A 24,688-nucleotide genomic window follows, 5' to 3' on the forward strand; every position below is an offset into this window, starting at 1 on the left:
GTCCACCGGGCCTTGCCCACCGACGTCGCTGTGCGAGGCCCACCGGTCACGTTTCCAGCCCGCGGCCCGTTTGGAAAGGGGGCAGCCCACCGCGCGCGTGCGTGAGGGGTCAGCGATCCTCGAGCGAGGACTCGTCGTCGGGCACCAGCGCCGGCGCCGAGATGTCGCAGTGCGGTTGGCATTCGATCGAGTCCCGCGGCTCCGCAGCCGGTCTCGCCGCCGGGATCATCACGGCGGCGATGGCCGCGCCGATCACGAGAAGTGCCGCGCAGATCAGCATGGCGACGTGGAATCCGTGCGAGAAGACCTGCGGGTCCGTGTAGTTCGTGCCCGCGATCCCGACCAGTCCCGGCAGCGCGGCAACCGCGAGCAACTGGCTGCTGCGGGCGACCGCGTTGTTGACGCCGGAGGCGATGCCGGCCCGGTCCGTCGACACCGAGGCGAGCACTGCGCCGGTCAGCGGAGCGACGAGGGCCGACAACCCGAGGCCGAACACGATCACCCCCGGCAGCACGTCGCGCAGGTACGACGACCCGGGCCCGATCCGCAGCATCAGTACCAGCCCGAGCGCGGCGATCAACGGACCCGCGGTCATCGGCAGTCGCGGGCCGTGGTGCTGGGCGAACCGTCCGGCTCGTGCCGAGAGCAGCAGCATCAGCACGGTGATCGGCAGCGTGGCAAGCCCGGCCGCCAGCGGCGAGAACCCCACCGCGAGCTGCAGTTGCAGGACCAGCAGGAAGAACACGCCGCCGAGCGCCGCGTACACGGCGAGGGTGACCAGGTTGGCGGCGGTGAAGACCCGGGAGCGGAACAGCGACGGGGGCACCAGCGGATTGTCGGACCGGACCTCCACCACCACGAACGCGACGAGCAGACCGGCGCCCGCGACGACCGCCAGCCAGAGCCCGGCGATCAGGCCGTAGGTGAGTGAGGCCAGCGCCAGGGCGGCGAGCGTGGCGCCGGGCAGGTCGAGCCGCCCCTGCGGGTGCGGGTCGCGGCTCTCGGGCACGTGCCGCGCCGCCACCCACACGACCGCGGCGGCGAGCGGGAGGTTGAGCCAGAACACGGCCCGCCAGCTGGCGACCTCGACGATCCAGCCGCCGAGCAGTGGTCCGGCGGCCGAGGCCACCCCGCCGAGGCCCGACCACAATCCGATGGCCTCGCCCCGGTCGTCGGGGTCGATCGTCGCAGAGAGGAGTGCCAGGCTGCCGGGCGTGAGCAACGCGGCCCCGACGCCCTGCAGGACGCGGGCGGCGACCAGCAGCTCGATGCTCGGGGCGAGCCCGCACAGGGCGGAGGCGACCGCGAACCAGACGGTGCCCCAGACGAACACCTTGCGGCGTCCGAGTCGGTCGCCGAGTGCACCCGCCAACAGGATCAGCGAGGCCAAGGTGAGGGTGTAGCCGCTGAGCACCCACTGCAGACCAGCGACGGAGGCGCCGAGATCCTCGCCGATCCGGGGGAGGGCGATGTTGACCACGGTGGCGTCGAGCATCGCAAGGGCGGACCCGAGCACGGTCGCGAGTACCACCGCACGACCGGTGGCCGAGCGCAGGCGGACCGACGCGGCGGGCGAGTCCATGCGTCGAACGGTACTTGTTCCGTGACCGTCCGCACCCCGGTTCGACGCCCGCACCGGCAGTTGCGGGTGCGGGCGGCGAAATCGGGGTGCGGCGGGGGCTAGCTGTAGTCGTAGAAGCCGCGGCCGGTCTTCTTGCCGAGGCGACCGGCGTCGACCATCCGGCGCAGCAGGGCGGGCGGGGCGTAGTGCGGCTCGGCGAACTCGCCGTACAGCGACTCCGACGCGGCCAGCGCGACGTCGAGGCCGACGGTGTCGAGCAGGGTCAGCGGGCCCATCGGGTAGCCGCAGCCGCCCTTCATGGCCGCGTCGATGTCCTCGGCGGTGGCGTAGCCGGACTCGAGCATCCGGACAGCCGACGTGAGGTACGGGATGAGCAGCGCGTTGACGATGAACCCGGACCGGTCGCCGGCCTGCACGGTGGTCTTGCGCAGGGTGTTCTTGGCGTACTCGGTGACCGCGGCGGCGGTCTCGGGCGCGGTCACCAGGGTCGAGATGATCTCGACGAGCGGCATCACCGGCACCGGGTTGAAGAAGTGCACGCCGACCACCTGGGCGGGGCGCGAGGTGGCGCCGGCGACCTTGATGACCGGGATCGAGGAGGTGTTGGTCGCCAGGATGCCGGACGGCTTGACGATCTTGTCGAGCTTGCCGAAGATCTCGTACTTGAGCGCCTCGATCTCAGGGGCGGCCTCGATGACCAGGTCGCGGTCCGCGAACTCCTCGATGTCGAGGGTGACGCGCACGCGGGCGATGGCGGCGTCCGCCTCCTCCTGCGTGATCTTGCCCTTGGCGACGCCACGCGAGATCGACTTCGCGATGCGGTCCTGGGCGGCGTCGGCGAACTCCTGCTTGGTCTCGAGCACGAGGACCGAGCTTCCGGCCTTGGCACACACCTCTGCGATGCCGGCACCCATCGTGCCGCCACCGATCACTCCGACTAGCTCCACTGTCATCTCTCCAAACCCGTGTCGGTCGTCTTGTCTCGGGGGGTCATTCTGCTACGTGCCGGTAACAACGCTCGTCGCGGTCCGCAACTCGTTCTTCCGGATCTTCCCGGTGGGGGTGCGCGGGAGGTCGGACGCGAAGGCGATGTCGCGGGGCACCTTGTAGCCGGCGAGCAGGCCGCGGGCGTGCTCGACGAGTTCCTCCGCGCCGACGGTCGCACCCGGCCGGAGCAGCACGAATGCCTTCGGACGCTCGCCCCACCTGTCGTCGGGCACGCCGATGACCGCCACGTCCGCGACCGCCGGATGGGAAACGATCGCCTGTTCCACCTCGACGGTGGAGATGTTCTCCCCGCCGGAGATGACGATGTCCTTGGCGCGGTCCTTGAGCTGGATGTAGCCGTCCGGGTGCATGACCCCGAGGTCGCCGGTGTGGAACCAGCCGCCGGCGAACGCCTCGGCGGTCGCGTCCTCGTCCCGGTAGTAGCCGAGCATCACGTTGTTGCCGCGCAGCACGATCTCGCCCATCGACACGCCGTCGGCGGGCAAGTCACGCATCTGCGGATCCACCACACGGGCGGTCTCCGCCTGCAGCATCCCGACGCCCTGCCGCGAGATCAGGACCGCACGCTCGGCCGGATCCAGCGCGGCCCACGACTCCTGCGGCTCGCAGATCGTGTACGGCCCGTACACCTCGGTCAGCCCGTACACGTGCACGACGGTGACGCCGAGCGACTCGAGTCTCCCGATGATCGTGGGCGACGGGGGCGCGCCGGCGGTGGTGATCCGCAGCGGAGTGGTCAGCGGATGCGCCCGGTCGGCGTCGGCGATGGTCGAGCAGACGGTCGGGGCGCCGCACAGATGGGTGATGCCGAGGTCGTCGATGGCGTCCCAGATCGCGTCGGCCCGCACGGCGCGCAGACACACGTGGGTGCCGCCCGCGGCGGTGACCGCCCAGGGGGTGCACCAGCCGTTGCAGTGGAACATCGGCAGCGTCCACAGGTACTTGGTCGCGCCGGTGAACCCGTTGTGGAAGGTCTCGCCGAGCGAGTTCAGGTACGCCCCGCGATGGGAGTACATGACGCCCTTGGGCTTCCCGGTGGTGCCGGAGGTGTAGTTGATCGCGATGGGCTGCTGCTCGTCGGCGACGCCCCACACCAGCGGCTCGGCGTTCGCCGCGTCGGCGGTGCGCAGGAAGTCGTCGTAGACCGCGGTCGCGACCCCGGCGACCGGCGCGTCGAGGGTGATCGTCGAATCGGGGATTTCGACGACCTCCCCGACCGAGGGCACCCGGTCGCGCACGGTCGCGACGGACCCGAGGAACTCGGCGTCGACGAACAGGATGCGGGCGCCGGAGTGGTCGAGGATGTATTCGAGTTCCGGCCCGGCCAGCCGTGAGTTCAGCGCGATCAGCACGCCACCGGCCAGCGGCACGGCGAAATGCGCCATCAGCAGTTCGGGGGTGTTCGGGGAGAGGAAGGCCACCCGGTCGCCGGGCTCGATGCGCTCGCGCAGCGCGTGGGCGAGCTGCTCGACCTCCGCGCCGAACTCGCGGTAGGTGTAGTGGCGGTGGCCGTGCACGATCGCGGTGCGGTCGGGGAACACCGCAGCCGAGCGCTCGAGGAAGCGCAGCGGGCTGAGCTCGGAATGATTGGCGGTCTGTGCGGCGGGCATGTGACGACTCCGTGTGACGGGGCTTACAGATGGTCGCCGACGACGGTATGGCCCTCCTCTCGCGGCCCGCTACCCTACGAAGTGGGTATGCAGATGAACGAGACCTTGAGACCGAGCGACGAGGACGCGCTGCGCGGCGAGTTGCGTGCGATGCGCGCGTCGACGCCGTTCCCGGTCCTGTTCGGTGGATCGGTGGCGAACGGCCGGATGGTGTTGTCGGGGTTCGCGGGCACCCGCAGTCGGATTCTGCGCGGCCTGACGATCGACGCCCGCTGCGGGCTGGGCGGTCGGGCGATCGCGGAACAGCGGCCGGAGGCGGCTCCGGACTACTTCAATTCCAGCCACATCACCCACGACTACGACGTGCAGGTCGCGCGCGAGGGCATCGAGTCGCTGCTGTCCGTGCCGGTCGTGGTTCGCGGGCAGACGCGTGCCGCGATCTACGGCGGGCTGCGGTCGCGGCGTCCGATCGGCGACGTGATGGCCGACACGGTGCTGCGGTCGGCGAACACGCTCGCCCGAGAGATCGAGGTCCGAGACGAGGTGGACCGTCGGGTCGGGCTGATTGCGAACGCCGCCGAGTCCACCGGACCCGGGCGCAGCACAGCTGAGTCGGAGCGCATCACCGAGAGCTATCTGGCGTTGAGGGCGATCGCTGAACGGGTCGCCGACGAGTCGGTGGCGGAGCAGTTGCGGGCGGTCGAGCGGACGCTGCGCTCGCTGACCGCGTCCGTCGGAAGTGCTCCGCCGATCGTGTTGTCGCCCAGGGAATTGGACGTGCTCGCCCACGTCGCGCTCGGCTGCCGGAACGCCGAGATCGCCGAGAGGCTGTCGCTCAGTGTGGAAACCGTGAAGACCTACATGCGGAACCTGATGGGAAAGCTCGAGGTGAGCAGCCGTCAGGAGGCGGTGTTCGCCGCGCGCCGGCGTGGGCTGTTGCCCTAGCGGCCCGCCCCCCCCACTCGGACCTCCCCAATGTCACGTTGATTCGCGTGAGTCGAACCGATGTGACGTTGGGGAGGTCGGGGGTGGGCTATTCGTCGCGGGTGCTGATCGCGGCGATCGCCTCGCCGGTGGGGGAGGATGCCGAGCGCGAGGTCATGATCGTCTGCCGGTAGTGCTCGGCGGAGCCGTCCGGGTGACGCTCGAACAGGTCCACCGCGTACGCGCCGGGCCCCGCCTTGCGTGTGAGCACGCAAGGCGTTGTGCCGACCGGGATTTGAGCGATTCCCTTGGTTATCTGCTCGGCCGAACCGACGCGGGCGCCGGTCGCGACGAAGGTCCGGGCCATGACTCCGTCGCGGGCCCGGTAGTAGGCGTCCTCGAAGCCGGCGATGGTGGCTGCGCCCGCATCGGGGGAGTCGAGTGTCGCGGGCTCTCCGGCCGCGAGGCCGGTGCACCACGGACTCTCCACCGCGGCAGCCGGTTCCGGGTCGTCACCCGGCCGCAGGGCGAGGAAGGTGGCGGCGCCGCAGCCCGCCGTGGCCACGACGACGGCGACCGTCGCGACCAGTGCACGGCGTCGGCGTCGGGGCGGGCGGTCCGGCGGCAGCGGATCGCCGAAGGGGCCGACGGCATCGTCGTCGGAATGCGACGGCGTGTGCCGGTCGCTCGACCGCTCGACACCCGCGGGATCCGCGATCGGGACATCGGCCGACGACGGCTGGTCGCCTGCGGCCATCCAGGCGTCGTTGCTGTAGGGCGACGACGGTCGGCTACCCACGATGTCTCCTCACCGGACCCCGCGTTCGGGTCCGTCCTTCTAGGGGGCGAGGCCCGCGTGCACGGCGCCCAGGACGTCGGCGACGGCCCCGGCGGCCGGCTGGAGGGCCCGCCCGAGGTCGGCGCCCGCGGTCTCGATCCGGGCCACCGCATCCGCACCGGCCGGGTGCGCGACCGCGGCTGTCCGGGCGACGGCGACCTGTGCGTTCGCGTCCGCATTCAACGCCGAGAGTTGTTGCGGCGCAGCATCGGCGGCATCGCGCACGGCCGCGACGACCTCGGGGCCGCCGGGCGCGGTCTCGACCTGGGCCACGGCCTGCTCGGTGGCGGCGGTGATCGCGGCAGGGCCGACCACCGGGGCGTCCGGGATCACGAACTCGACCGGCTCGTCGAGGGTGTCACCGGCACCGAAGGCGGTGCCGGCGGCGCCGCCGGCGAGGGCCCCGACGGTGCCGGCCGCAACCGCGACCGGGATGCCGGCGGCAGCGGCTCCGGCGGCAGCACCGATCGCGCCGCCGGCCACGGCTCCCACCGCGGGTCCGGCGACCCACCCCACGACGGGGACCATCTGTCCGGCGGCGATGCCTGACGTCGCCCCGATCTGGGCGCCGATCGCACCTCCGACGAGACCACCCGCGACCGCGGCCGGGACTCCCGCGGCGGTGGCGGCGCCGAGACCGCCCGCGGCGGCGCCGGCGATCGTTGCCGCGGCGACCTTGTCCGAGCGCGAGGCCTCGACACCGATCGAGCGCCAGAACGTGGACATCTGCGCCTCGGCTACGGCCGCGGTGTTGTTGGTCTTGTCCATGTCGTCGCTGCTGAGCCAGTTCGGCTTCGCGGCGACGAAGTCACCGAGTCGCAGCATGTCCCGCGGGGCCTCGATCGGCGCGACGGGCGCGACGGGCTCGGGCAGGTGCAGCTGCGCGGCGGCGGCGGGCGCGACCGGCGCCTCGTCGTAGGTGGGTAGGGCGCGGGTCGGGACGTTGTCGTACTCGACCGGTGGCGCGATCCAGTACTGGCGGGGTTCGGTGGGCTCAGTCGCCGGTTCGGGGGCCGGTTCGGGCGTCGGCGCGACCTCGGGCACGGGTGTGGATTCGCCGACGCCGGGCTGCTGCGCCTCGTCCGCCATCACACCGGGCTGCACCGGCGCGGCCAGCGCGGTGCCGGCGCCCGCGACGGCGATGGCAAGCGGAATCGTGCCCGCAACGGCCGCGCGTTCGGCGACGCGGCGCAGCCGACTCGTGATCGTGTGTTTCCCCATGGTTCCCCCCGATGGTGATGTCATGTTCAGTTCTGTCGTGGGGGTGTTTCGAGACGCCGACCACCCACGTGCGCCGTCGGCGCCGTGGATCTGGTCGATGCGATTGCGGCCGAAAAGCCGGTGAAATCCCCCCGGCGTCTACCCCCGACCGGCGATTGTAGCGGGTTCGGCCGAATCGTCGTCGCTGAGCACGGTCACGTTGACCCGCCCCGATCGGTCGTACTCGACGCGTCGGACCCGGGTTCCGTGTTCGGAGACGATGGTGGCCAGGACGTCCCGGCCGGCGGGGAGGGCGCGGGCGGTGAGGGTTCCGTCCTCACACGAGTCCAGTTCGTCGACGAGCCCGGCCCGGATCCGGGCCACCGTTTCGGTGGACGCGTCGGCGAGGCCGCCGTCGTCGAGCAGGATGACTCGTGCACCGCGCCGCCGCGCCGAATCGGCTGCCGTGCACACCGTCTCGTCGGACGCGAACACCGGCGCCCGCAGGGTGTCGCGCAGCCGGGACTCCAGCACCGCGCAGTCCTCTCGTGCCCGCGCGGTGAACTCGTGCCCGTCGGCGGAAGCCTGGAGGATCGGGCGGGCGAGGCGGTCCAGCCGGGAGAGCTGGGTGTCGCGTTCGTGCAGTACGGCCTGTGTCATGGCCTCGTCGGTGGCCCGTTCGGATTCCCGCTCGCGCAGCCGGAACACCGCGAACCCGACCTGCCGGATGCTGAAGGCGAAGAACACCGACATCAGTACGGGGACGAGATTGATGGAGGCCAAGCGGAGCCCGGTGCCCCAGCCCTGCCCGGTCGCGCCACCCCAGGCTCCGCTCGTGACGATCATCAGCGCAGCGCCGGCGAACGCGTACACCGCGCGGCCGCGGACCGACATGTAGACCAGCACCACCGTCACCGCTCGGATCTGCCAGGCGGAGTCGAGGGTCCATCCCGGTACCGGGAGCTGCCACAGGACCAACGCGCACGAGATCGGACCCAATGCCGTCAGGGCAAGGGTGTGAATCGTCGGCAACGGGTCGCCCGGCACGGCGACGATCACGGCAGCTCCCGCGGTGACCAGTGCGGCGGCCAGGACGGTCGGCCAGACGCGGTGCACCCCCTCGAGGTTGGCGAGTGCGGCGATGGTGAAGCTGAGGCAGAACAGTGCGACGAGCACCTTCGCGGCAGGCCGGTCCATGCCGAGCAGGACGCGTACGTCCCGGAAGTCCCGCACGTCGCGGGAGTCGGTGCCGGTCACGACGGTGCCGTCCAGCGCAGAACGACCCGGGTGCCGCGGTGGGGAGCGGAGTGGATCTCGGCGGAGCCGCCGGTCACCGACGCCATGCGCGCGCGAATGCTCACGCTGATCCCCAGCCCGTACGGGGGAACCCGGTCGGGGTCGAACCCTCGACCGTTGTCCGCGACCAGCACCTGCAGCCCGTCGGTGTCGACGTCGACGGCGACGAGCCGGTCCGCGGTCTCGTTCGCACCGTCCGCGTGCTGGATGCTGTTGCGGAGCGCCTCCGCGGCGGCGGACGCGATCGCGCGACATGCCTCGCGGGGAATGGTGACGGCCGATTCGATTCGGACGTCGACGTCGACGTCACCGTCCTCGTCGACCTCCACCAGCGCGGCGCGGATCAATGCCACCGCGGCGTCGGTGTCGAGGGCCTCGGTGGCGACGTCGCTGGCGCGCAGCCGGTCGAGTTCGCGCAGCGCGAGGCCGGACTGCTCACTGAGCTGATCGGTGTTGCCGCGCCGCGCGATTCCGAGCAGCGTCGACATGACACGGTCGTGGATGAGCGCGTCGAAGCGTTTGCGCTCGACGTCGCGCGCGGCGACGGCGGCGGCAGCAGCGGACTGTCGCATCGCGGCGGCGCGGGTTCGATCCAGGGTGCGTCCGGACTGGACCGCGGCGATGGTCGCGACGACGTACATGCTGTTGGTCATCACGACGTTGAAGATCTCCGGCAGCAGCGTGCTGTCCGGACCGTCCCGGGTGATGTGCCGGATCACCTCCGCAGCGACCGAGCTGGCCACCAGATAGAGGACAGCGGGGGCCGGGCGCCAGCACGCCGCCGCCGCCATCGCCGGCATGGCGGTGATCGCGGAGATCCATATCTCGCGGGTAGCTGGGATGTGTCCGTGCAGCAAGGGCAACCAGCCGACCACGGCGACGAGATAGGTCGCGGCGGCGAGCGACGCGAACCGGCGCACCCATCGCAGGTCGGGGGAGAAGCTGGCCGGCCCGAGTGCGAGGACAGGAGCGAAGACGATGACGGCGGCAACCGGTGTGTACCACGGCGCGAGTGCGCGGGACTGGACGAGGAGGACGGGGATCAGCACCGCGCAGAAGAACAAGGCCCCGGCACCGAGCACGCGGGCGAAGGTGCGGATGACCCGCGCTTCTGCGTCGCCTACCTTGCAGTCGTGACCGGTCATTCGTGCCGGCCCGGCGGCGAGTGGCTCACAGCTCGTCGAGCGAGATCAGCCCGTCCTGCACCGCACGGGCGACGAGTGCGGCCTTCGTCGGGGCCGACCTGCCGACCTGGCTGTACTTCGCGCGAATGCGCGAGAGGTGGGTGTTGACCGTGCCGATGGACAGGAAGAGGTCGGCGGCGACGGTGTTCTTCGAGTCGCAGCGGAGCCACCGCAGCAGCACCTCGACCTCGCGCGGCGACAGGGACGGCTTACGCAAGGTGTTCGGTGTCGCGGCGTGCGCCGCCTGTCGGATCGCGGGCGCGACCGATCGATGACGGTACTGGTCCAGTGCAGCAGTCATTTATGTACTCCCTGGGGCTACGGCCGAAATCGGGGGCCCGACCCCTCGTCACGAGTCCCCTCTGTGATGAAACGGTAGGGGTTTACCCGAGGATTGCCGAGACAGCACTTTTGTGCCCGTAGAAATAGGGGCAGGCTCGGAGTTGTGACCCGTCAGCGTTCGGATTGCACCGAAATCTCCGTGGCCGCGGGGTGACCGTCGTGGCCGAACTCCATGCGCCGGACCCCGTCCTCGCTGTTGACCAGGACCGTTGCCATCGATGTGCGGCCCGGAGGCAGGACACGAACGGTGACCGCCCCGTCGGACACCGTTGCCAGCTCTTCGGCGACCGCCGCGAGGAACCGGTCGCGCGCGGCTTCGTCGGCGCCGTCCAATGCCCCGTCGTCGAGCATGATCACCTCGACGCGACGACCGCGCGCGGCGCGGGCGGCCGCGTCCACCGCGGGATCGGACAGCCCCGGGGCCCGCAGCAGGTCGCGCAGGTGCGCCTCGAGCAACCGGCATGCGAGGCGTTCGTCCTCGTCGAGTTCGGCGCCGCTGCCGATCCGCTCGAGCAGCGGCCTCGCCAGTTCGTCGAGTCTGCCCAACTGACGGTCGCGCTCCTCCAGCACGGCGGAGTCCGCAGCCTCGGCGGCGACCCGGCGAGTGGTCTGCTCGCGCAGTCGGAAGATCGCCCCCGCCGACGGGCGGATCGTGAGGCCGAAGAAGGTGGCCATCAGCAACGGAGCGACGTTGATCACCGAAATCGCGAGCCCGTGAGCGACGCCCTGCCCCGTCAGTGCCGACCACACCGCGCAGGTCGTCATCATCGAGGCCATCCCCAGCCAGGCGAAGCCGGCCCGTCCGCGCACCCCCATGAAGGCGAAGATCGCCGTCGCCGCGCTGAGCGGCCAGGTCTGCATCGGGTTCTCGACCGGGATGGGCAGCTCACCCAGCACGAGGGCGCTCGCGACCGGGCCGATCGCGGTGAGCGCCAGCGTCGGACAGAGCGGAAGCGGGTCGCCGGGTATGCGGATCAGAGTGATCGCGCCCAAGCTCACGACGAGCACGGCGAGCAGTACCGGTTCGAAACTCTCGATGCCCTCGCGGGAGACGATCGCGATCATCAGGTACGTCAGCGAGTAGAACCCGACGATGATCCGAGCGGCGGTGCTCTGCATGCCGAGCATGTCGGGGACGTCTTGGTCGACGACGGGACGCGTCACGGGGCGCTCCACGTCAGGTGTACCCGGGTGCCGTCGGAGGGGCGAGAGTCGATGCGCGCCGAGCCCCCGGGCAACTGCCGCATACGTCCCACGATGCTGACTGCGACGCCGAGCCGGTGCGGAGGAACCGTTCGCGGATCGAATCCCTTTCCGTTGTCGGAGACCCGGACGGACAACAGGTCCGGGGTCATCGCGACCTCGACGGCACGGTCCGCGTCGTCGCCCGCGTGCCTGATGCTGTTGCGCAGCGCCTCCGCCAGCGCGGCCCCGACGGCGCGGGTGGCCTCGCCGGGCATGGTCAACGAGCCGGAGTGTTGCCTGCGATGGACCTTCAGGACGACGTTCTCGTCGACCTCCGTCGCGGCGGTCCGAAGGTGCGTGAGGATCTCGGCGCTGTCGAAGCGCTCGTGCAGACCGGCGCCCGTCCTGAGCGCGTCCAGTTGACGCATGGTGATCGTCGCCTGCCGGCTGACGCTCGGCGTCGCGCCCAGTCGGGAGGCCGACAGGAGGGTCGACATCACTCCGTCGTGAATGAGGGCGTCGAAGCGTTCCCGCTCGACGGCACGTGCGCGCTGGGCGGCGGCCGAGGCGGCCGCACGGTGGGTTGCGGCAGTGGTCTCGTCGAGTAGTCGGCCGGTGTGCAGTGCCATCACCGCCGCGCCGACGAACAGCGTGCAGTACATGATCGCAAAGGCGATGTCGGGGATCACCGGACTGGTCATCGCGGGGTCACGGGCCACGCTGTTCATGAGTTGCGCTCCGGCGCAGGCGATCACCATGTAGCCGAAGGCGACCGCGGGTCGCCAGGCCGCGACCGCGGCGAGGCTCGCCACCCCCGGGAAGGTGGACAGCCACACGCCCTGTCCGTTCATCATCGGCGGGCCGTTCCACGCGAGCGGCCAGGCGACGATCACGGCCAGGTACGCGATCGCGGCGACGCCACCGGCCGTGCGCAGCACGCGGGTGTCGGCAGCAGCCGTGGCCGCACCGAACGCGAGTCCCGATCCGAACACGGCCGCCGTTGCCAGCGGGGTCCACCACCAGTCGAGCAGCTCGGCCTGGCCGAGAATCGAGGGCAGCAGGAGGAGCAGGTAGAAGAGGTACCCGACACTGGTGAAGCGTGCGAACACCCGCAGGATCCGGTCGGTGGCCTCGCGGCGAGTGCCGACCGCGACGGCCGCTGCCGTCATCCCTGCTCGGGGTGCTGCGGGACCGGCAGCCAGCCGTCCTCCACTGCTCGCTTGTACAGGTCGGTCTTGGTGCGTGCGGGTCTGCCGGCTTCCGCGTACTTCGCCCGAATGCGCGCGAGGTAGTCGTTGACGGTGTGCGGAGCCAGGCCGGTGAGGCTGGCGACTCGAGCAGCCTTCTCACCGGATGCATAGAGCGCCAGTACATCTCGCTGACGCGGACTCAGCCCGACATCGAGCAGTCCGGGGTCGCCGTCGATCGCGGCGGCCCACTCGGTGGTGACGACCTGCTCGCCGCGTGCGGCCGCGGCGATCGCCGCGACGACGGTGGCGCTCGGCTCGGACTTGCGCAGCACTCCGAGCACCCCGGCCTTGGCCGCGAGCCGAACGAGGTAGGGATTCTCCGCGCCGGTGAACACGAGGGTCTCGAGGCCGGCGTCGCGTAACTGCTCGACGTTCGACTTGGGAGACGACCCGTCCGACAGGCGCAGGTCCAGGATGACCAGGTCCAGCGGGGCGGCCTCCGCCAGCAGTTCCGGCACGGTCGCAGCCGAGGCGGCGATCTCGAGGTCGGGCTGGTCGGCGAGCATCGTCTCGAGTCCGATCACCACAGATTCGTGGTCCTCGACGATGCCGATCCGGCGCGGGCCCGTGTCGGATCGGTCGTCGTCTGTGTTCGCCGCGTCTTCTGTCATCTATGAGTCCTCGCACGCCGTGCATTCCAGTCCCATTCGGGAAGGTTGCAGCAAACCGCAACAGTCGACCCGGACGGTGAAAATTGGATGAATCGAGACGATTCTAGGACGGGTCGACTCGCCGGATGGCGGATGGCCCAAATCGGTATCAAGAGTGGGCGAATCGACGCTACGGCATGATTGCGTGAGACGGTATCTGTCGAACGAGGGACAGTGATTGCACGCCTCGTGTAACGAATAAACACTGGTCAACGATGGTCTTGACCTTAGTGACGCGAAGCATGAAGCGGCAACTGGACAGGCGACCAAGATCATTTGAACGTTTGACCAGAAAACTCACGATTGCGCCCCTCCGCTGTGATAAACACATCCAATCGCGAACCGGAATCCGGCCATGGGCACAGGCTTGATGGACGCCAGTTACGACGTCGCGACCTGAACAGAGCACGGATGTACGAAACCGAGCCCACCCGACCTGGGCGCACGTAACCCGATCCGATGTCCCGTACTGTCCCGACCCCCCAGCGGGGGTCCGACGAAAGCTGAGCACATGAACAAGCAGACCAAGGGCGCCATCGCCGCCGGCGCGGCCGCACTCCTCCTCGCCGGTGGCGCGGGCACCATGGCCGCGTGGAACTCCTCGCAGACCGTCGGCGGCGGCACCGTCCAGTCCGGTAACTTGAGCCTGACCACCGTCGCGGGAAGCACCGGTTGGAAGTGGGTCAACGGTCCGCTGACGGGACAGGCGTTCGATCCGGCCGGCGACAAGCTCGTCCCCGGTGATCAGGTTGCCTACAACGCGGTCGTGAAGATCGGCGCGCAGGGTAAGAACCTCACGGCGAAGCTCATTGCCGACGCCGCGAGCATCACCGGCACCAACGGTCTCGACACCTCTCTCACCAACAACGTCACCGCGGATATCAACGGCACCAACCTGCCCACCGGCGCGGGTGGAGCCACGGTGACCAGCGCGCAGGACGGCCAGAACGTCAACGTGCACGTCAACTTCACGCTCCCGACCTCGGTGACGGGCACCACGGCGCAGAACGGCACCGTCAACCTGTCGAACTTCGCCGTCACCCTGACCCAGCAGTAGGACCTCGAAGACCGCTCGCTGCCTCGTAGCGAGCCTCGTGGACGCGCCGGCCGGCTGACCCGAACCCCCGATCCGGGCTTGTTCGGCTGGCGCCCCCATTCCACATCGGATTCCTGAAAGCACCTCGAACCCAACGGGTTCCTGCCCAGGCGCGGCGCCGCGCCCCGCCGCACGACCACGCACGAAAGGCCCACCGAATGTCGCGTCATGAGGTTCCCAATTCTCCGTCAGGGTTCGGCGCCCGGGCGCGGTCCTTCGTGTCCGGCGGCAAGCCGCGCGCCATCGCGTCGCTGGGCATCGTGCTGGGCCTCGGCGCGATCGGCACCCTCGCAGCGTGGAGTGACTCGGCGACCGCGACCTCCGGTGTGTTCAGTACCGGCTCGATCGACTTGCAGCTCAACGGAAACCAGGGCAACCCGGGCGCGTACGCCTTCGCGTCGCTGACCAAGACCGGCATGATGCCGGGCGACTCGGTGGCGGCGACCCTGCCAGTGCAGAACACCGGCACCACGCCGTTCAACTACACGATGGTCGCGAACGCGACCTCCTCAGTGCTCGCGCCGCAGCTCAAGGTTCTCGTCTCGACCGGTACCTCCAACGGCACCGCCTGCAGCGGTGGCGCCGTGATCGCGAACAACCTGGCGCTCACGTCCGGCGGTGCGACCAACCTGATCCCGACCGCCCGCCCGCTGGCCAACGGCGCCAGCGAGACGCTGTGCTTCCAGGTGACCCTCGACGCGAACGCTCCGGTGTCCGTCCAGAACCAGACGGTGAACACCTCCTTCAACTTCAACGCGACGACGGCCTGAGCGCGCCATGACGATTCACGAGAACCCTCCCGCCTCCGGCCGCTCCCGCGGCCGTGAGATCGCGCTCAACGTCGGCGCCATCGCCGGCCTGATCTGCGTGCTGGCCGCTGCGGCGTCCTTCCTCTTCGGCATCAAGCCGCTCGTCTTCCGCTCCGGCTCGATGTCTCCGGACATACCGACCGGCGCCCTCGCGCTGTCGAAGGCCACCCCGGCCGCGGACCTCGCGGTCGGCGACGTGGTCAGCGTTCCGAACGAGCAGGGCACCCGGATCACGCACCGGATCAAGGAAATCGTGTCGACCGACGGGGTCAGTTCGGTCCTGATCCTCAAGGGTGACGCCAACAAGGATGCCGACATCTCCCCGTACACGGTCACTGAGGCAGACCGGGTGTTCTTCAGCGTGCCCGGGCTCGGCTACGCGGTGTCCTGGCTGTCCTCACCCGCCGCGATCTTTCTCGGCGGCGCCCTCGTCGGGGGCGTGATGGTGCTCGCGTTCGGGCCCGCGGCCAAGCGCAAGGACGACGATCACGACGCCGGGGCCGGTAACGGCAGTGGCGGAGAGCACGTCGCCCACGAGGTGATCGAGCCTCCGGTTGTGCCCGCACACAGCGGAATCGAGGCGCCGACCGAGCAGTTCCGGGCGTCGCATTTCTCGCTGCGCCGTCGGATCCCCGCCCGGACCCTGATGGCGGCCGGCGCGGTCGGCCTCACCGCGCTGATCGGGATGACCGCCGGAACCAGTGCGGCGTTCACCGACACGGCTGGGGCCGCGAGCTCGTTCGCCTCGCGCAGCACCCTGGTCCCGGCACCCAAGTACCTCGGCTGCACCACAGCGTCGGGCAACAGCGGCCAGACCCTGAGGTGGGAGCACCTCGGTCCCGGATACACCTACCAGGTGCAGTTGATCAATGCGTACAGCAGTACCGTGGCACCGTCGATCCCGGCGAACAAGGGCGATACCGTCACCCTTAACATCAGCACCTACAACAACATCTACAAGACCGCAGCGACTTCGTACGTCGAGGTCCGGACCGTCCGCAACGGCGTGACCGGCACGTCGTGGATCGGCGAAAGTATCTATTCGAGCAGTATTTGGACCGCCTGGTGCAACGGCGCACATGTGGGCGGATCCGACCAGAGCTCGCTCGCCGCCCCGAGCGGCGGCGGCACCGAAGCCCTGGCGGCCCGGATGGCCGCGCCCGCCACGACCACGACCGCACCGACCTCGACAACGCCTACCTCCACCACCACGGCGGCACCGACCAGCGCGTCGGCGACCACCACCGCCTCGGCGACCACCACCACCTCGGCGGCGACCACGACCACGACAGTGCCGACCACGACCACAGCGGCACCGACCACGACCACGACCGCCGCGCCGACCACCTCGGCCGAGAAGTCTGTGGCGGCAACGGAAACCACCGCCACGCCGACGCCGACCACGACGACACAGGAGGCCGCGGCGGCTGTCGCCGCCCCGTCGGGCGATCTTGCGACGGCGAACACCTCGACGTCGGGCAAGTACACGGCCACGGTGAGCGGCACGTCGGCGACAATCACCGACAAGTCGGGTGCGCAGGTGTTCAGCACCACGGTCGGCAAGAAGGCGATCGTGCAGTGGGCGTCAGGCTCGGATCAGCTGTGGATCGTCGATGGCGCGAAGCTCTCCGTCGTGGATGCGGCGTCGGGCTCGGAGAAGTCCGTGGATCCCTCGTCTGACACGGTGCCGGCTGAGGTCGCCGCACTGGTCACCAAGTAGGAGGGTCCAGCAATGTTGCCGTATTCCTCTGCCCCGCAATGGGTCCTACGAAAGCTGACCAGCAGATGAACATGAAGACGAAGGGCGCGATCGCGGCGGGCGCCGCGACGGTCCTGCTCGCGGGCGGCGCGGGCACCATGGCCGCGTTCAACGCCGGTGGCGGCGGGGTCGGCGGTTCCGTCGGGGCCGGCGGTCTGGCCCTCACGCAGGTCGGCACCCCGGCGTGGACCGACCAGCATGGCGCCATCGACGTCACCAGCTACCGGGCGGTCCCCGGTGACGTGGTGACCTATGCCGCGAACTTCTCGGTAACGGCCAAGGGCACCAACCTGGTGGCAAACCTGGGCGCCGACAGTGGCACCATCACCGGGGACGCTGCGCTGAAGGCGGCGATGGCCACCGCGGTGACTGCCAGTACGAACGGGGTGTCGCTGCCGTCGAACGCTGGAGGTGCCGTGATCACGCCGGCGCAGGACGGCAAAACCGTCAATGTGAAGGTGGTGTTCACGTTCAACCCGGCCACGTCCGGATACGTGGCGCAGGCCGCCAGGCTCGATCTGTCCAACTTCAACATCACCCTGAAGCAGGTGTAGGCGCCATGTCGAACAAGACTCGTTGGTTGGCCATCGGCGGTGCCGCTGTCGTCGGTGTGGCGTTGCTGTCGGCGCAGCAGACCGGCGCGCTGTGGACCCAGAGCCAGACCCTCGACGCCGGCACCATCCACTCGGGCATCCTCGACCTGTCGGTCGGCGGCAGCGGGCTCAGCTCGTACCCGTTCACCGCGCTCGCCGGTGCGAACCTCCTTCCCGGCGGCTTTGCCCAGGCCCCGGTGAAGGTCTACAACTCCGGCAACGTGCTGATGAAGTACAAGCTCCTCAACGGCGTCCAGTCGAATTCGGCTGTGCCACTGGACCTCACCGCGTCCGTCGTCGCGAACGAGGCGGCCTGTCCGGCCACCGGCAACCCGACCGGCGCGACGCAGGTCTACAGCGGGCCGCTGATCGGTGCATCGTTCGCGGAGCGGACCGTGCAGCCCGGCGCGACCGAGGTGCTGTGCCTGCGCGGCACGGTCGGCGCGTCCGCGGCGCCCAGCCAGAGCACCACGGCCACGTTCACGTTCTCCGCGCAGTCCCGATGAGTGAAGCGGTGCGGGGCAAGGCCGGGGAACAGGATCTCAGTGTGTGGGGGTGGGTCAAGAGCATCGTCTCCTGGCTCGTGCTCCTGCTGTTGCTGGCGATCCTGGCCCTGACCATCGTCGTACCCCGGCTGACGGGGGCGACGCCCTACACCGTGCTCACCGGCTCGATGCGCCCCACCTACCCGCCCGGCACCCTGATCGTGGTGAAGCCGCAGGATCCACTCACGCTCGGGGTGGGGGACGCGATCACCTTCCAGAAGGAATCCGGGAACCCGGAGGTGGTGACGCATCGGATCATCGAGTCGCGACAGAACTCGAAGGGCGAACGCAGCTTCGTCACCCAGGGTGACGCGAATCCGTCCAGGGACATGAATCCCGTTGTTCCGGAACAGGTGCGAGGCAAGGTCTGGTACAGCGTCCCGTACCTCGGCTACGTCAACAGCGTGATCACCGGCCAGCAGCGGGCGCTGATGGTGACGGTCGTCGTCGGCGGCCTGTTTCTCTACGCCGGGTGGATGTTCGTCGGTGCGTTCCGGGACCGCTCCCGCAAGGGCAACGACGACGGGTCCGGCGCGGACGGCCCCGCGAACCCTGTGACCACCGCGAATCCCGCACCCGAGACCGTCCGCTTTGCGCCGCGGGTGCCCGCGACGCAGGACCAACGATTCGCGGACGCGGACACCATCATCATTCCTCGGATAGAGAGCCGGCACCGAGCACCCTGATCCCGAAAGTGTCGGCGAGGACTCGACCTCCCCGAACGCCCAGACGGAGAGTCGAACCGTCTGGGCGTTCGGGTGTTCACGGGCCGGTTCAGGCGTCGCAGAGCACTCCCCGTGGAAGGCGCAGGCAGAATGAGTGCCCCGCCGGATCCAGCAGCACCCGGTACACGTCGGGCGCGTTCCGCTCGAACGCGACTCGAGCCCCCCAGGCGCGCCGCCTCGTCCGCGGCGGCGTCCAGGTCGTCCACGACGAGGTCCGGTGAATCTGTTTCGGCACAGTGCTGTCCGGCCGTGACGGGGCTCGGTAGTCGGCCACCCGGATCGCGGTCAGCATGCCCCGCGGGAAGATCACGGTGACGCACTTGTCGCTCGCTCGCGCGACCTCTCGGCCGAGTATTTCGCACCAGAAGCTCGCGAGGGAGGCCGGCTCGTCGCAGTCCAGGGTTATCGATCCCACGCGCGCAACGGCGATGCCTGCACGTCCCGTAGCCGCACCGATTCCGCTGCCCGGCACAACGAAACGAGCGCCTGTGGTGACCGGGGTCGGTCACCACAGGCGCTCGTCGTGGAGCGGGCGCTACTGGCGCGGCGCTAGCTGCTACCGAAGATGCCGCCGACCATGTCCATCGAGCCGTTTGCGGAACCGGTGTTGCCCGGATCCGGGATCGCGGTGATCGTGATCGTCTGCGGGGCCGAGGTGGCGGCGGCGTTGGCGCTGTCACCCGAGTAGACCGCGGTGAGGACGAACTGGCCCGGGTTCGGGAAGATGTTGGTCACCTCGACGACGCCGTTCACGATCGGCATCGGGACGCCGATGTTCTTGGTCCCCTCCTTGAACTGGACGGTGCCGGTGGCGGTGGCCGGGGCCACGACCGCCTTGAGCTGCACGCCGGCCGCGGCGACGGCGGTGGCGGGCGCGGTCAGCGTGACGCTGCTCTGGCCCGGCGCGGGCGCGCCGACCGTCACGGTGAACGCCTGCGAGGTGGAGGTCGCGAAGCCCGCGGCGCCGGAGTAGACGGCGGTGATGCTGCGCGCACCCTGGGTGGTGAAGGTGTGCGACAGCGTCGCGGTGCCGTTGGTGACGGTGACCGGGCCGCCGAGGTTGGTGGTGCCGTCCTTGAACTGGACGGTGCCGGTGGCCTCGGCCGGGGTGACGGTCGCGGTGAGGTCGACCGCTACACCGGTGGTCGCGGTGGCCGGGCCGGTGACGGCCGTGGTGGTAGTCGCGGCGGCCGGATCGAGCTCGAAGTCGAGGGCGAAGTCCGGGTTGATCGAGGCGTTCTGGGACTCGTTACCCGCGGTGGCCGGCATGCCGACGACGAGCAGGACCTTGGCGCTCTCGCCGGGGGCGAGGTGAATCGACTTGAGTTCGGTGCCCGGCGCTGCGACGCCCTGGACGAGGTCGACGACCTGCCCGGTCGCGTCGTTGATCTCCGCCCGCACGTAGGCCTGGACGTCCGGTGCGTTCTTGGTCCAGTTACCGAGGTACACCTGCAGGGTGCCGCCGGTGGCGGTGGTGTTCTTCGCCCAGAACTTGGAGGTGGCCTCGCCGCCGGGGATCAGCTGGCCCTGGAGGGCCGGGATCTGGTCCATTCCGCCCCAGGTGTTCTGGTCGGCGGAGTACTGGATGACGTTGGGATCGGCGTGCGCGGCGGCCGGCATCAGCACGGCGGCAAACACCGCCAGGAACAGAGCTGCGACTGCGCCGCCGATGGCAGTGGCAAGCCGCGTGACGCCGCCCTGCGTGTTGATGGAGGTGGTCATTGCGGCAGCGTAATTGAAGAACTAGTCCAAGCGTCCAGTTTGTAGAAACTTGTATCGTCGTCCAGCGCTGACGGCCGTAAGTTACCCGAACGAGTCGGTGTCGGCCGTTCGACTGCCGTATCGGCGTGTCTGGCGGGGCGCGCCGACCGTCGGTGCGGGGGTGCGGCGTTCACGCCCCTGAGCAGGCCCGAAAAGATCTTGAGCTGGTTCCCATATTTTGGCGGGTCACCGCGGCGATTCGTCCAATTGGTGGGGCATCGGTGCCGGGAGTAGGGTGTCGAGGTCCAGCAGAGTCGATGGAAGAGGGAGGTGTGGCTTGTCGTGAAGGGCCAACCTCCCAGTACCTGCCGAAGTCGTCGCTGAGTCCTCGGGCACAGCTCCCTCGCGCAGCGGCGATTTCGTGATCACCACACTGCACGTCGACACATGACGTGCTGCCCGTGCATCCGACTTACGCGAAAGCCGTTCCCATGCGTGACAAGCGACCCTTCCGCCCGCTGCTGCCCAGCCGTGCCGCCGACCCCTCCCGCGAACTGATCGCGCCCGAGCATTCGATGGCGCCTCACCACACGCCGCCCGCCCGGGTGGTCGTCGCACCGGTGGAGGCGAGCGTCGTCAACAGTGCCGTCTACCGCGACGGTCGCCGGATCGAGACGCCCGTGAACCTGGCCGACGCGCTGCGCAGCCTGCCCGACGCATCGTCGATGGCGTGGATCGGGATGTACCGCCCCGACGAGGAGCAGCTGCTCGCCGCGGCGGAACAGTTCGGCCTGCACGAGCTCGCGGTCGAGGACGCCATCGTCGCGCACCAGCGGCCGAAGCTCGAGCGGTACGGCGACACCCTGTTCGTGGTGCTGCGGGCCGCGCGCTACGTCGACGAGACCGAACGCGTCGACTTCGGTGAACTGCACATCTTCTGCGGCCCGACCTTCGTCCTGACCGTCCGGCACAGCGAGTCACCCGACCTCTCCGCCGTCCGGACCCGCATGGAGAACGACCCGGACCTGCTCCGGCTCGGGCCCGAGGCGGTGCTCTACGCCATCCTGGACGCGGTGGTGGACGGGTACGCGCCGGTGGTCGCCGGCCTGCAGAACGACATCGACGAGATCGAGACCGAGGTGTTCAGCGGCGATCCGAGGGTGTCGCGGCGCATCTACGAACTCACCCGCGAGGTGATCGAGTTCCAGCGCGCCACCCGGCCGCTGCTCGACATGCTCAGCGGCCTGTCCGCCGGCTTCGAGAAGTACAAGACCGACGAGGAACTGCAGCGCTACCTGCGCGACGTCACCGACCACGCCACCACGGTCGTCGAGCGGGCCGACGGGTTCCGTCAGCTGCTCGGCAACATCCTCACCGTCAACGCCACGCTGGTCTCGCAGACCCAGAACGAGGAGATGTCGGCGTTGACCCAGGCCAGCTACGCGCAGAACGAGGAGATCAAGAAGGTCTCCGCGTGGGCGGCAATCCTGTTCGCACCGACCCTGATCGGCACCGTGTACGGCATGAACTTCGACTCCATGCCGGAGCTGCACTGGATCGGCGGCTACCCGATGGCGCTGATGATGATGGTGCTCACCTGTTTCGGGCTGTACACCGTGTTCAAGCGCCGGGGTTGGCTCTAGCTCGAGGGCCGATTGGTGCCCTCGCGTACGACTTCCCGAGCACGCGGACGCCTGTACAGCGGTGCCGATGCGGCCATACGCTGGATGGACTCCGTCCCTCGAGAGTGAGGATGAGCCGATGAGCAATCACGTGTACAGCGTCACCGAGGTGGTCGGGTCCTCGAAGAAGGGGATCGACGACGCGATCGCGGGGGCGGTGGCCAGGGCCAACGAGACCGTCCGGAACCTGGAATGGTTCGAAGTCGTGCACACCCGCGGGCACATCGAGAACGGGAAGGTCGGCCACGTGCAGGTGACCCTCAAACTGGGGTTCCGGCTCGACACCGAGTAGTTCGGCGCGCCAATCGGTCCGGCGTGGGCGACTATGGGTGAGTGGACCTGCCGCTGACCCCGCCCCTGCAACCGATGCTGGCGAAGGCCGCCGCGACGGTGCCGCCGCAGCCCGACGGCGCCGAGCCCGAGTGGTCGTACGAGCCGAAGTGGGACGGCTTCCGCGCCATCGTCTTCCGCGACGGCGACGAGGTCGTGCTCAGCTCCCGCAGCGGCAAGGACCTGGGCCGCTACTTCCCCGAGATGCTCGACGCGATCCGGGCCGAACTGCCCGAACGCTGCGTCCTCGACGGTGAACTGGTGGTCCCGCGCGAGGTGGACGGCCGCACCCGTCTGGACTGGGAATCGCTGTCGGAGCGCATCCATCCCGCCGCCAGCCGCGTCGCGCTTCTCGCCGAGCAGACGCCGTCGCAGCTGGTCGGCTTCGACCTGCTCGCGCTCGGCGACGAGGACCTCACCGGTCGGCCGTTCGGGGCCCGCCGTGCCGCCCTGCTCGAGGTGGTCGGCGGCGGACCGTCCTGCCACGTCACCACCGCGACCACCGACGCCGCGCAGGCTCAGCGCTGGTTCAGCGAGTTCGAGGGCGCCGGCCTCGACGGTGTCGTCGCGAAAAAGCTTGCCGGGCCTTATCTTCCGAACAAGCGTGAGATGATCAAGGTGAAGCACTCGCGGACCGCGGACTGCGTGGTGATCGGGTACAGGCCGCACAAGAGTCAGTCGGGGATCGGGTCGATGCTGCTCGGCCTCTACGACGGCGACGACATGCACTTCATCGGCGGCGCTTCGGCGTTCACCGCGGCCCGCCGCGTCGAACTGCAGGCGATCCTCGATCCGCTGCGTCTCGGCGAGGACGTGGTGCACGACGGTGAGGCCAGCCGGTGGTCGGCGGGCAAGGACCGCCAGTGGGTGCCGCTGCGCCCGGAGCTCGTGATCGAGGTGGCCTACGACCAGATGGAGGGCGACCGGCTGCGGCATGCCGCCCGCTTCCTGCGGTGGCGACCTGACCGCGACCCGCGGTCGTGCACCTACGAGCAGTTGGAGGTTCCGGTGCGCTACGACCTGAGCGACGTACTGGCAGGGGAGAAGTGATGGCGAAGGCGGCCGCGATCGAGCTGGACGTCGAGGGCATTCCGGTGCGACTGTCGAGCCCCGACAAGATCATGTTTCCGCAGCTCGGCGCCGAGGGCGGCACCAAACGGCATCTTGCCGAGTACTACCGGGCGGTCGCCACGTTCGGCGGCGGCGGCATCCTGACCGCGCTGCGTCAGCGGCCCACCCACCTGCAGCGGTTCCCGGACGGCATCGAGGGCGAGGAGGTGTACCAGAAACGGATCCCCGCCAAGCACCCCGACTTCGTCGACACCTGCACGGTCACCAACCCGAACGGGCGGACGGCCGACGCGCTGCTGGTGCGCAGCGCCGCCGACATCGTGTGGGCGGCGCAGATGGGCAACGTGACCTTCCACCCGTGGCCGGTGCGCTGCGCGGACACCGACCGGCCCGACGAACTGCGGATCGACCTCGACCCGCAGCCCGGCACCGGGTTCGCCGAGGCGCGGGCGGTCGCCCTGGACCTGCTGGCGCCGCTGCTCGACGAGTTGGGGCTGGTCGGCTACCCGAAGACCTCCGGCGGTCGCGGGGTGCACGTGTACGTGCGGATCGAACCACGCTGGGACTTCATCGAGGTGCGACGCGCGGTGATCGCGCTTGCCCGGGAGATCGAGCGTCGCGATCCGGCCCGCGTGACCACCGCCTGGTGGAAGGAGGAACGCGGGGAGCGGATCTTCGTTGACTTCAACCAGACCGCACGGGACAAGACGGTCGCCTCGGCGTACTCCGTGCGCAAGACCGCGCGAGCGACGGTGTCGACGCCGGTGACGTGGGCGGAGTTGGCGGACGTCGAACCGGACGACTTCACCATCGCCACCGTCCCGCGCCGGCTCGCCGAGCGCGGCGACCCGGCCGCCGGCATCGACGCGGTCGCGCACACGCTCGACGGACTGCTCGAGATGGCCGAGCGGGACGCCGCGAACGGGCTCGGGGACATGCCCTATCCGCCGCAGTACCCGAAGATGCCCGGCGAGCCGAAGCGGGTGCAGCCGAGTCGGGATCGGGACCGGCCGAGGGAGAACGAGGACCCGACACACTGACCGGCCGCGGCATGGTCCGGCATCCCGGCGATGCCCTCCGCCACGAGATGCAATGGTGGCAAGGCCAGTTCGCTCATGGGCGATGCGAGGTCGCGCCCTCGCGACAGGCAAGTGGGAGAAGGTCGCGTGGGTCCGGGCGCACGCCCGAGCCGGTACCGGCAGCGGTGGCAGGGCTCGGTCGCGATACGGGTCTCGCCGAACCGGTCGATCCGGGCCTGAGGTGATCGAACGGCCGGGACTCACAGCCAGGGGTGCGCGATGACTCCGG

At 69.7% G+C, this 24,688-nt stretch carries 24 protein-coding genes; 11 read left to right on the forward strand and 13 right to left on the reverse strand.

Going from position 1 to position 24,688, the window contains the following annotated elements; genetic code table 11:
* Positions 1–109: 109 nt before the first annotated feature.
* The 3 genes from ACFXGJ_RS01970 to ACFXGJ_RS01980 form a co-directional block, all read right to left on the reverse strand.
* Complete coding sequence (locus tag ACFXGJ_RS01970) at positions 110–1,582, reverse strand: MFS transporter (RefSeq protein ID WP_378615925.1); 1,473 nt, start codon at positions 1,580–1,582, stop codon at positions 110–112.
* 98 nt (positions 1,583–1,680) lie between these two features.
* On the reverse strand, positions 1,681–2,529 hold the full coding sequence (locus ACFXGJ_RS01975; protein WP_378616061.1) for a 3-hydroxybutyryl-CoA dehydrogenase: 849 nt from the start codon (positions 2,527–2,529) through the stop codon (positions 1,681–1,683).
* Positions 2,530–2,580: 51 nt separating this feature from the next.
* Positions 2,581–4,200, reverse strand: a complete 1,620-nt coding sequence (locus tag ACFXGJ_RS01980) for a long-chain-fatty-acid--CoA ligase (protein ID WP_378615927.1) — start codon at positions 4,198–4,200, stop codon at positions 2,581–2,583.
* 93 nt (positions 4,201–4,293) lie between these two features.
* On the opposite strand from ACFXGJ_RS01980, the gene ACFXGJ_RS01985 reads away from it, so the two are divergent.
* Entirely contained in the window at positions 4,294–5,145 is an 852-nt protein-coding gene (locus ACFXGJ_RS01985; RefSeq protein ID WP_378615929.1) for a response regulator transcription factor, read from the forward strand.
* 88 nt (positions 5,146–5,233) lie between these two features.
* Here the strand turns inward: ACFXGJ_RS01985 and ACFXGJ_RS01990 are convergent, their stop codons facing one another.
* The 8 genes from ACFXGJ_RS01990 to ACFXGJ_RS02025 all read right to left on the reverse strand — a co-directional run bounded on the left by ACFXGJ_RS01990 (position 5,234) and on the right by ACFXGJ_RS02025 (position 13,030).
* A complete protein-coding gene (locus ACFXGJ_RS01990) occupies positions 5,234–5,923 on the reverse strand; it encodes a hypothetical protein (RefSeq protein WP_378615931.1) in 690 nt (229 codons plus the stop codon).
* Positions 5,924–5,962: 39 nt separating this feature from the next.
* Positions 5,963–7,183 carry an insoluble domain protein gene (locus ACFXGJ_RS01995; protein ID WP_378615933.1) on the reverse strand — a complete coding sequence of 407 codons (1,221 nt, stop codon included), beginning with the start codon at positions 7,181–7,183 and terminating at the stop codon, positions 5,963–5,965.
* Between the two features lie 138 nt (positions 7,184–7,321).
* Positions 7,322–8,419 carry a hypothetical protein gene (locus tag ACFXGJ_RS02000; protein ID WP_378615935.1) on the reverse strand — a complete coding sequence of 366 codons (1,098 nt, stop codon included), beginning with the start codon at positions 8,417–8,419 and terminating at the stop codon, positions 7,322–7,324.
* A complete protein-coding gene (locus ACFXGJ_RS02005) occupies positions 8,416–9,603 on the reverse strand; it encodes a sensor histidine kinase (RefSeq protein ID WP_378615937.1) in 1,188 nt (395 codons plus the stop codon). The genes ACFXGJ_RS02000 and ACFXGJ_RS02005 overlap by 4 nt, the downstream gene beginning before the upstream one ends.
* 25 nt (positions 9,604–9,628) lie before the next feature.
* On the reverse strand, positions 9,629–9,943 hold the full coding sequence (locus ACFXGJ_RS02010) for a response regulator transcription factor (protein ID WP_378615939.1): 315 nt from the start codon (positions 9,941–9,943) through the stop codon (positions 9,629–9,631).
* Positions 9,944–10,095: 152 nt separating this feature from the next.
* Positions 10,096–11,148 carry a hypothetical protein gene (locus tag ACFXGJ_RS02015; RefSeq protein ID WP_378615941.1) on the reverse strand — a complete coding sequence of 351 codons (1,053 nt, stop codon included), beginning with the start codon at positions 11,146–11,148 and terminating at the stop codon, positions 10,096–10,098.
* Positions 11,145–12,338 (reverse strand): sensor histidine kinase, encoded by a 1,194-nt coding sequence (locus ACFXGJ_RS02020; RefSeq protein ID WP_378615943.1) that lies wholly within the window; start codon positions 12,336–12,338, stop codon positions 11,145–11,147. Before ACFXGJ_RS02020 ends, ACFXGJ_RS02015 begins: the two co-directional genes overlap by 4 nt.
* Positions 12,335–13,030, reverse strand: coding sequence for a response regulator transcription factor (locus tag ACFXGJ_RS02025; protein WP_378615945.1), 696 nt, complete (start codon positions 13,028–13,030; stop codon positions 12,335–12,337). The genes ACFXGJ_RS02020 and ACFXGJ_RS02025 overlap by 4 nt, the downstream gene beginning before the upstream one ends.
* A 550-nt stretch (positions 13,031–13,580) precedes the next feature.
* On the opposite strand from ACFXGJ_RS02025, the gene ACFXGJ_RS02030 reads away from it, so the two are divergent.
* The 6 genes from ACFXGJ_RS02030 to ACFXGJ_RS02055 all read left to right on the forward strand — a co-directional run bounded on the left by ACFXGJ_RS02030 (position 13,581) and on the right by ACFXGJ_RS02055 (position 18,557).
* Positions 13,581–14,126, forward strand: a complete 546-nt coding sequence (locus ACFXGJ_RS02030) for an alternate-type signal peptide domain-containing protein (protein ID WP_378615947.1) — start codon at positions 13,581–13,583, stop codon at positions 14,124–14,126.
* Between the two features lie 197 nt (positions 14,127–14,323).
* Positions 14,324–14,935, forward strand: coding sequence for a SipW-dependent-type signal peptide-containing protein (locus ACFXGJ_RS02035; protein ID WP_378615949.1), 612 nt, complete (start codon positions 14,324–14,326; stop codon positions 14,933–14,935).
* 7 nt (positions 14,936–14,942) lie between these two features.
* Positions 14,943–16,694, forward strand: a complete 1,752-nt coding sequence (locus tag ACFXGJ_RS02040; RefSeq protein WP_378615951.1) for a hypothetical protein — start codon at positions 14,943–14,945, stop codon at positions 16,692–16,694.
* 65 nt (positions 16,695–16,759) lie between these two features.
* Complete coding sequence (locus ACFXGJ_RS02045) at positions 16,760–17,287, forward strand: alternate-type signal peptide domain-containing protein (protein WP_378615953.1); 528 nt, start codon at positions 16,760–16,762, stop codon at positions 17,285–17,287.
* 5 nt (positions 17,288–17,292) lie between these two features.
* Positions 17,293–17,832, forward strand: coding sequence for a hypothetical protein (locus ACFXGJ_RS02050; protein WP_378615955.1), 540 nt, complete (start codon positions 17,293–17,295; stop codon positions 17,830–17,832).
* Entirely contained in the window at positions 17,829–18,557 is a 729-nt protein-coding gene (locus ACFXGJ_RS02055) for a signal peptidase I (RefSeq protein WP_378615957.1), read from the forward strand. Before ACFXGJ_RS02050 ends, ACFXGJ_RS02055 begins: the two co-directional genes overlap by 4 nt.
* An 88-nt stretch (positions 18,558–18,645) precedes the next feature.
* On the opposite strand, the gene ACFXGJ_RS02060 is transcribed toward ACFXGJ_RS02055, so the two are convergent.
* Together ACFXGJ_RS02060 and ACFXGJ_RS02065 are read right to left on the reverse strand one after the other, a co-directional pair.
* Positions 18,646–19,068 (reverse strand): VOC family protein, encoded by a 423-nt coding sequence (locus ACFXGJ_RS02060; RefSeq protein ID WP_378615959.1) that lies wholly within the window; start codon positions 19,066–19,068, stop codon positions 18,646–18,648.
* A gap of 77 nt (positions 19,069–19,145) precedes the next feature.
* The gene (locus ACFXGJ_RS02065) at positions 19,146–20,318 is read right to left on the reverse strand and encodes an Ig-like domain-containing protein (RefSeq protein WP_378615961.1); all 1,173 of its coding nucleotides are present in this window, start codon (positions 20,316–20,318) and stop codon (positions 19,146–19,148) included.
* Positions 20,319–20,872: 554 nt separating this feature from the next.
* Here ACFXGJ_RS02065 and ACFXGJ_RS02070 point away from each other — a divergent pair.
* The 4 genes from ACFXGJ_RS02070 to ligD all read left to right on the forward strand — a co-directional run bounded on the left by ACFXGJ_RS02070 (position 20,873) and on the right by ligD (position 24,420).
* Entirely contained in the window at positions 20,873–21,940 is a 1,068-nt protein-coding gene (locus ACFXGJ_RS02070) for a magnesium and cobalt transport protein CorA (protein WP_378616063.1), read from the forward strand.
* A gap of 118 nt (positions 21,941–22,058) precedes the next feature.
* Positions 22,059–22,271: a dodecin gene (locus ACFXGJ_RS02075; RefSeq protein WP_142098513.1), complete on the forward strand. Its 213-nt coding sequence runs from the start codon at positions 22,059–22,061 to the stop codon at positions 22,269–22,271.
* 41 nt (positions 22,272–22,312) lie between these two features.
* Positions 22,313–23,359 carry an ATP-dependent DNA ligase gene (locus ACFXGJ_RS02080; protein ID WP_378615964.1) on the forward strand — a complete coding sequence of 349 codons (1,047 nt, stop codon included), beginning with the start codon at positions 22,313–22,315 and terminating at the stop codon, positions 23,357–23,359.
* Positions 23,359–24,420 carry a non-homologous end-joining DNA ligase gene (gene ligD / locus ACFXGJ_RS02085; RefSeq protein WP_378615966.1) on the forward strand — a complete coding sequence of 354 codons (1,062 nt, stop codon included), beginning with the start codon at positions 23,359–23,361 and terminating at the stop codon, positions 24,418–24,420. Before ACFXGJ_RS02080 ends, ligD begins: the two co-directional genes overlap by 1 nt.
* Positions 24,421–24,688: the final 268 nt, after the last annotated feature.

It is taken from the genome of Rhodococcus sp. NPDC059234 (assembly GCF_042754225.1).
In the GTDB taxonomy this organism is placed as follows: Bacteria; Actinomycetota; Actinomycetes; order Mycobacteriales; family Mycobacteriaceae; genus Rhodococcus_G.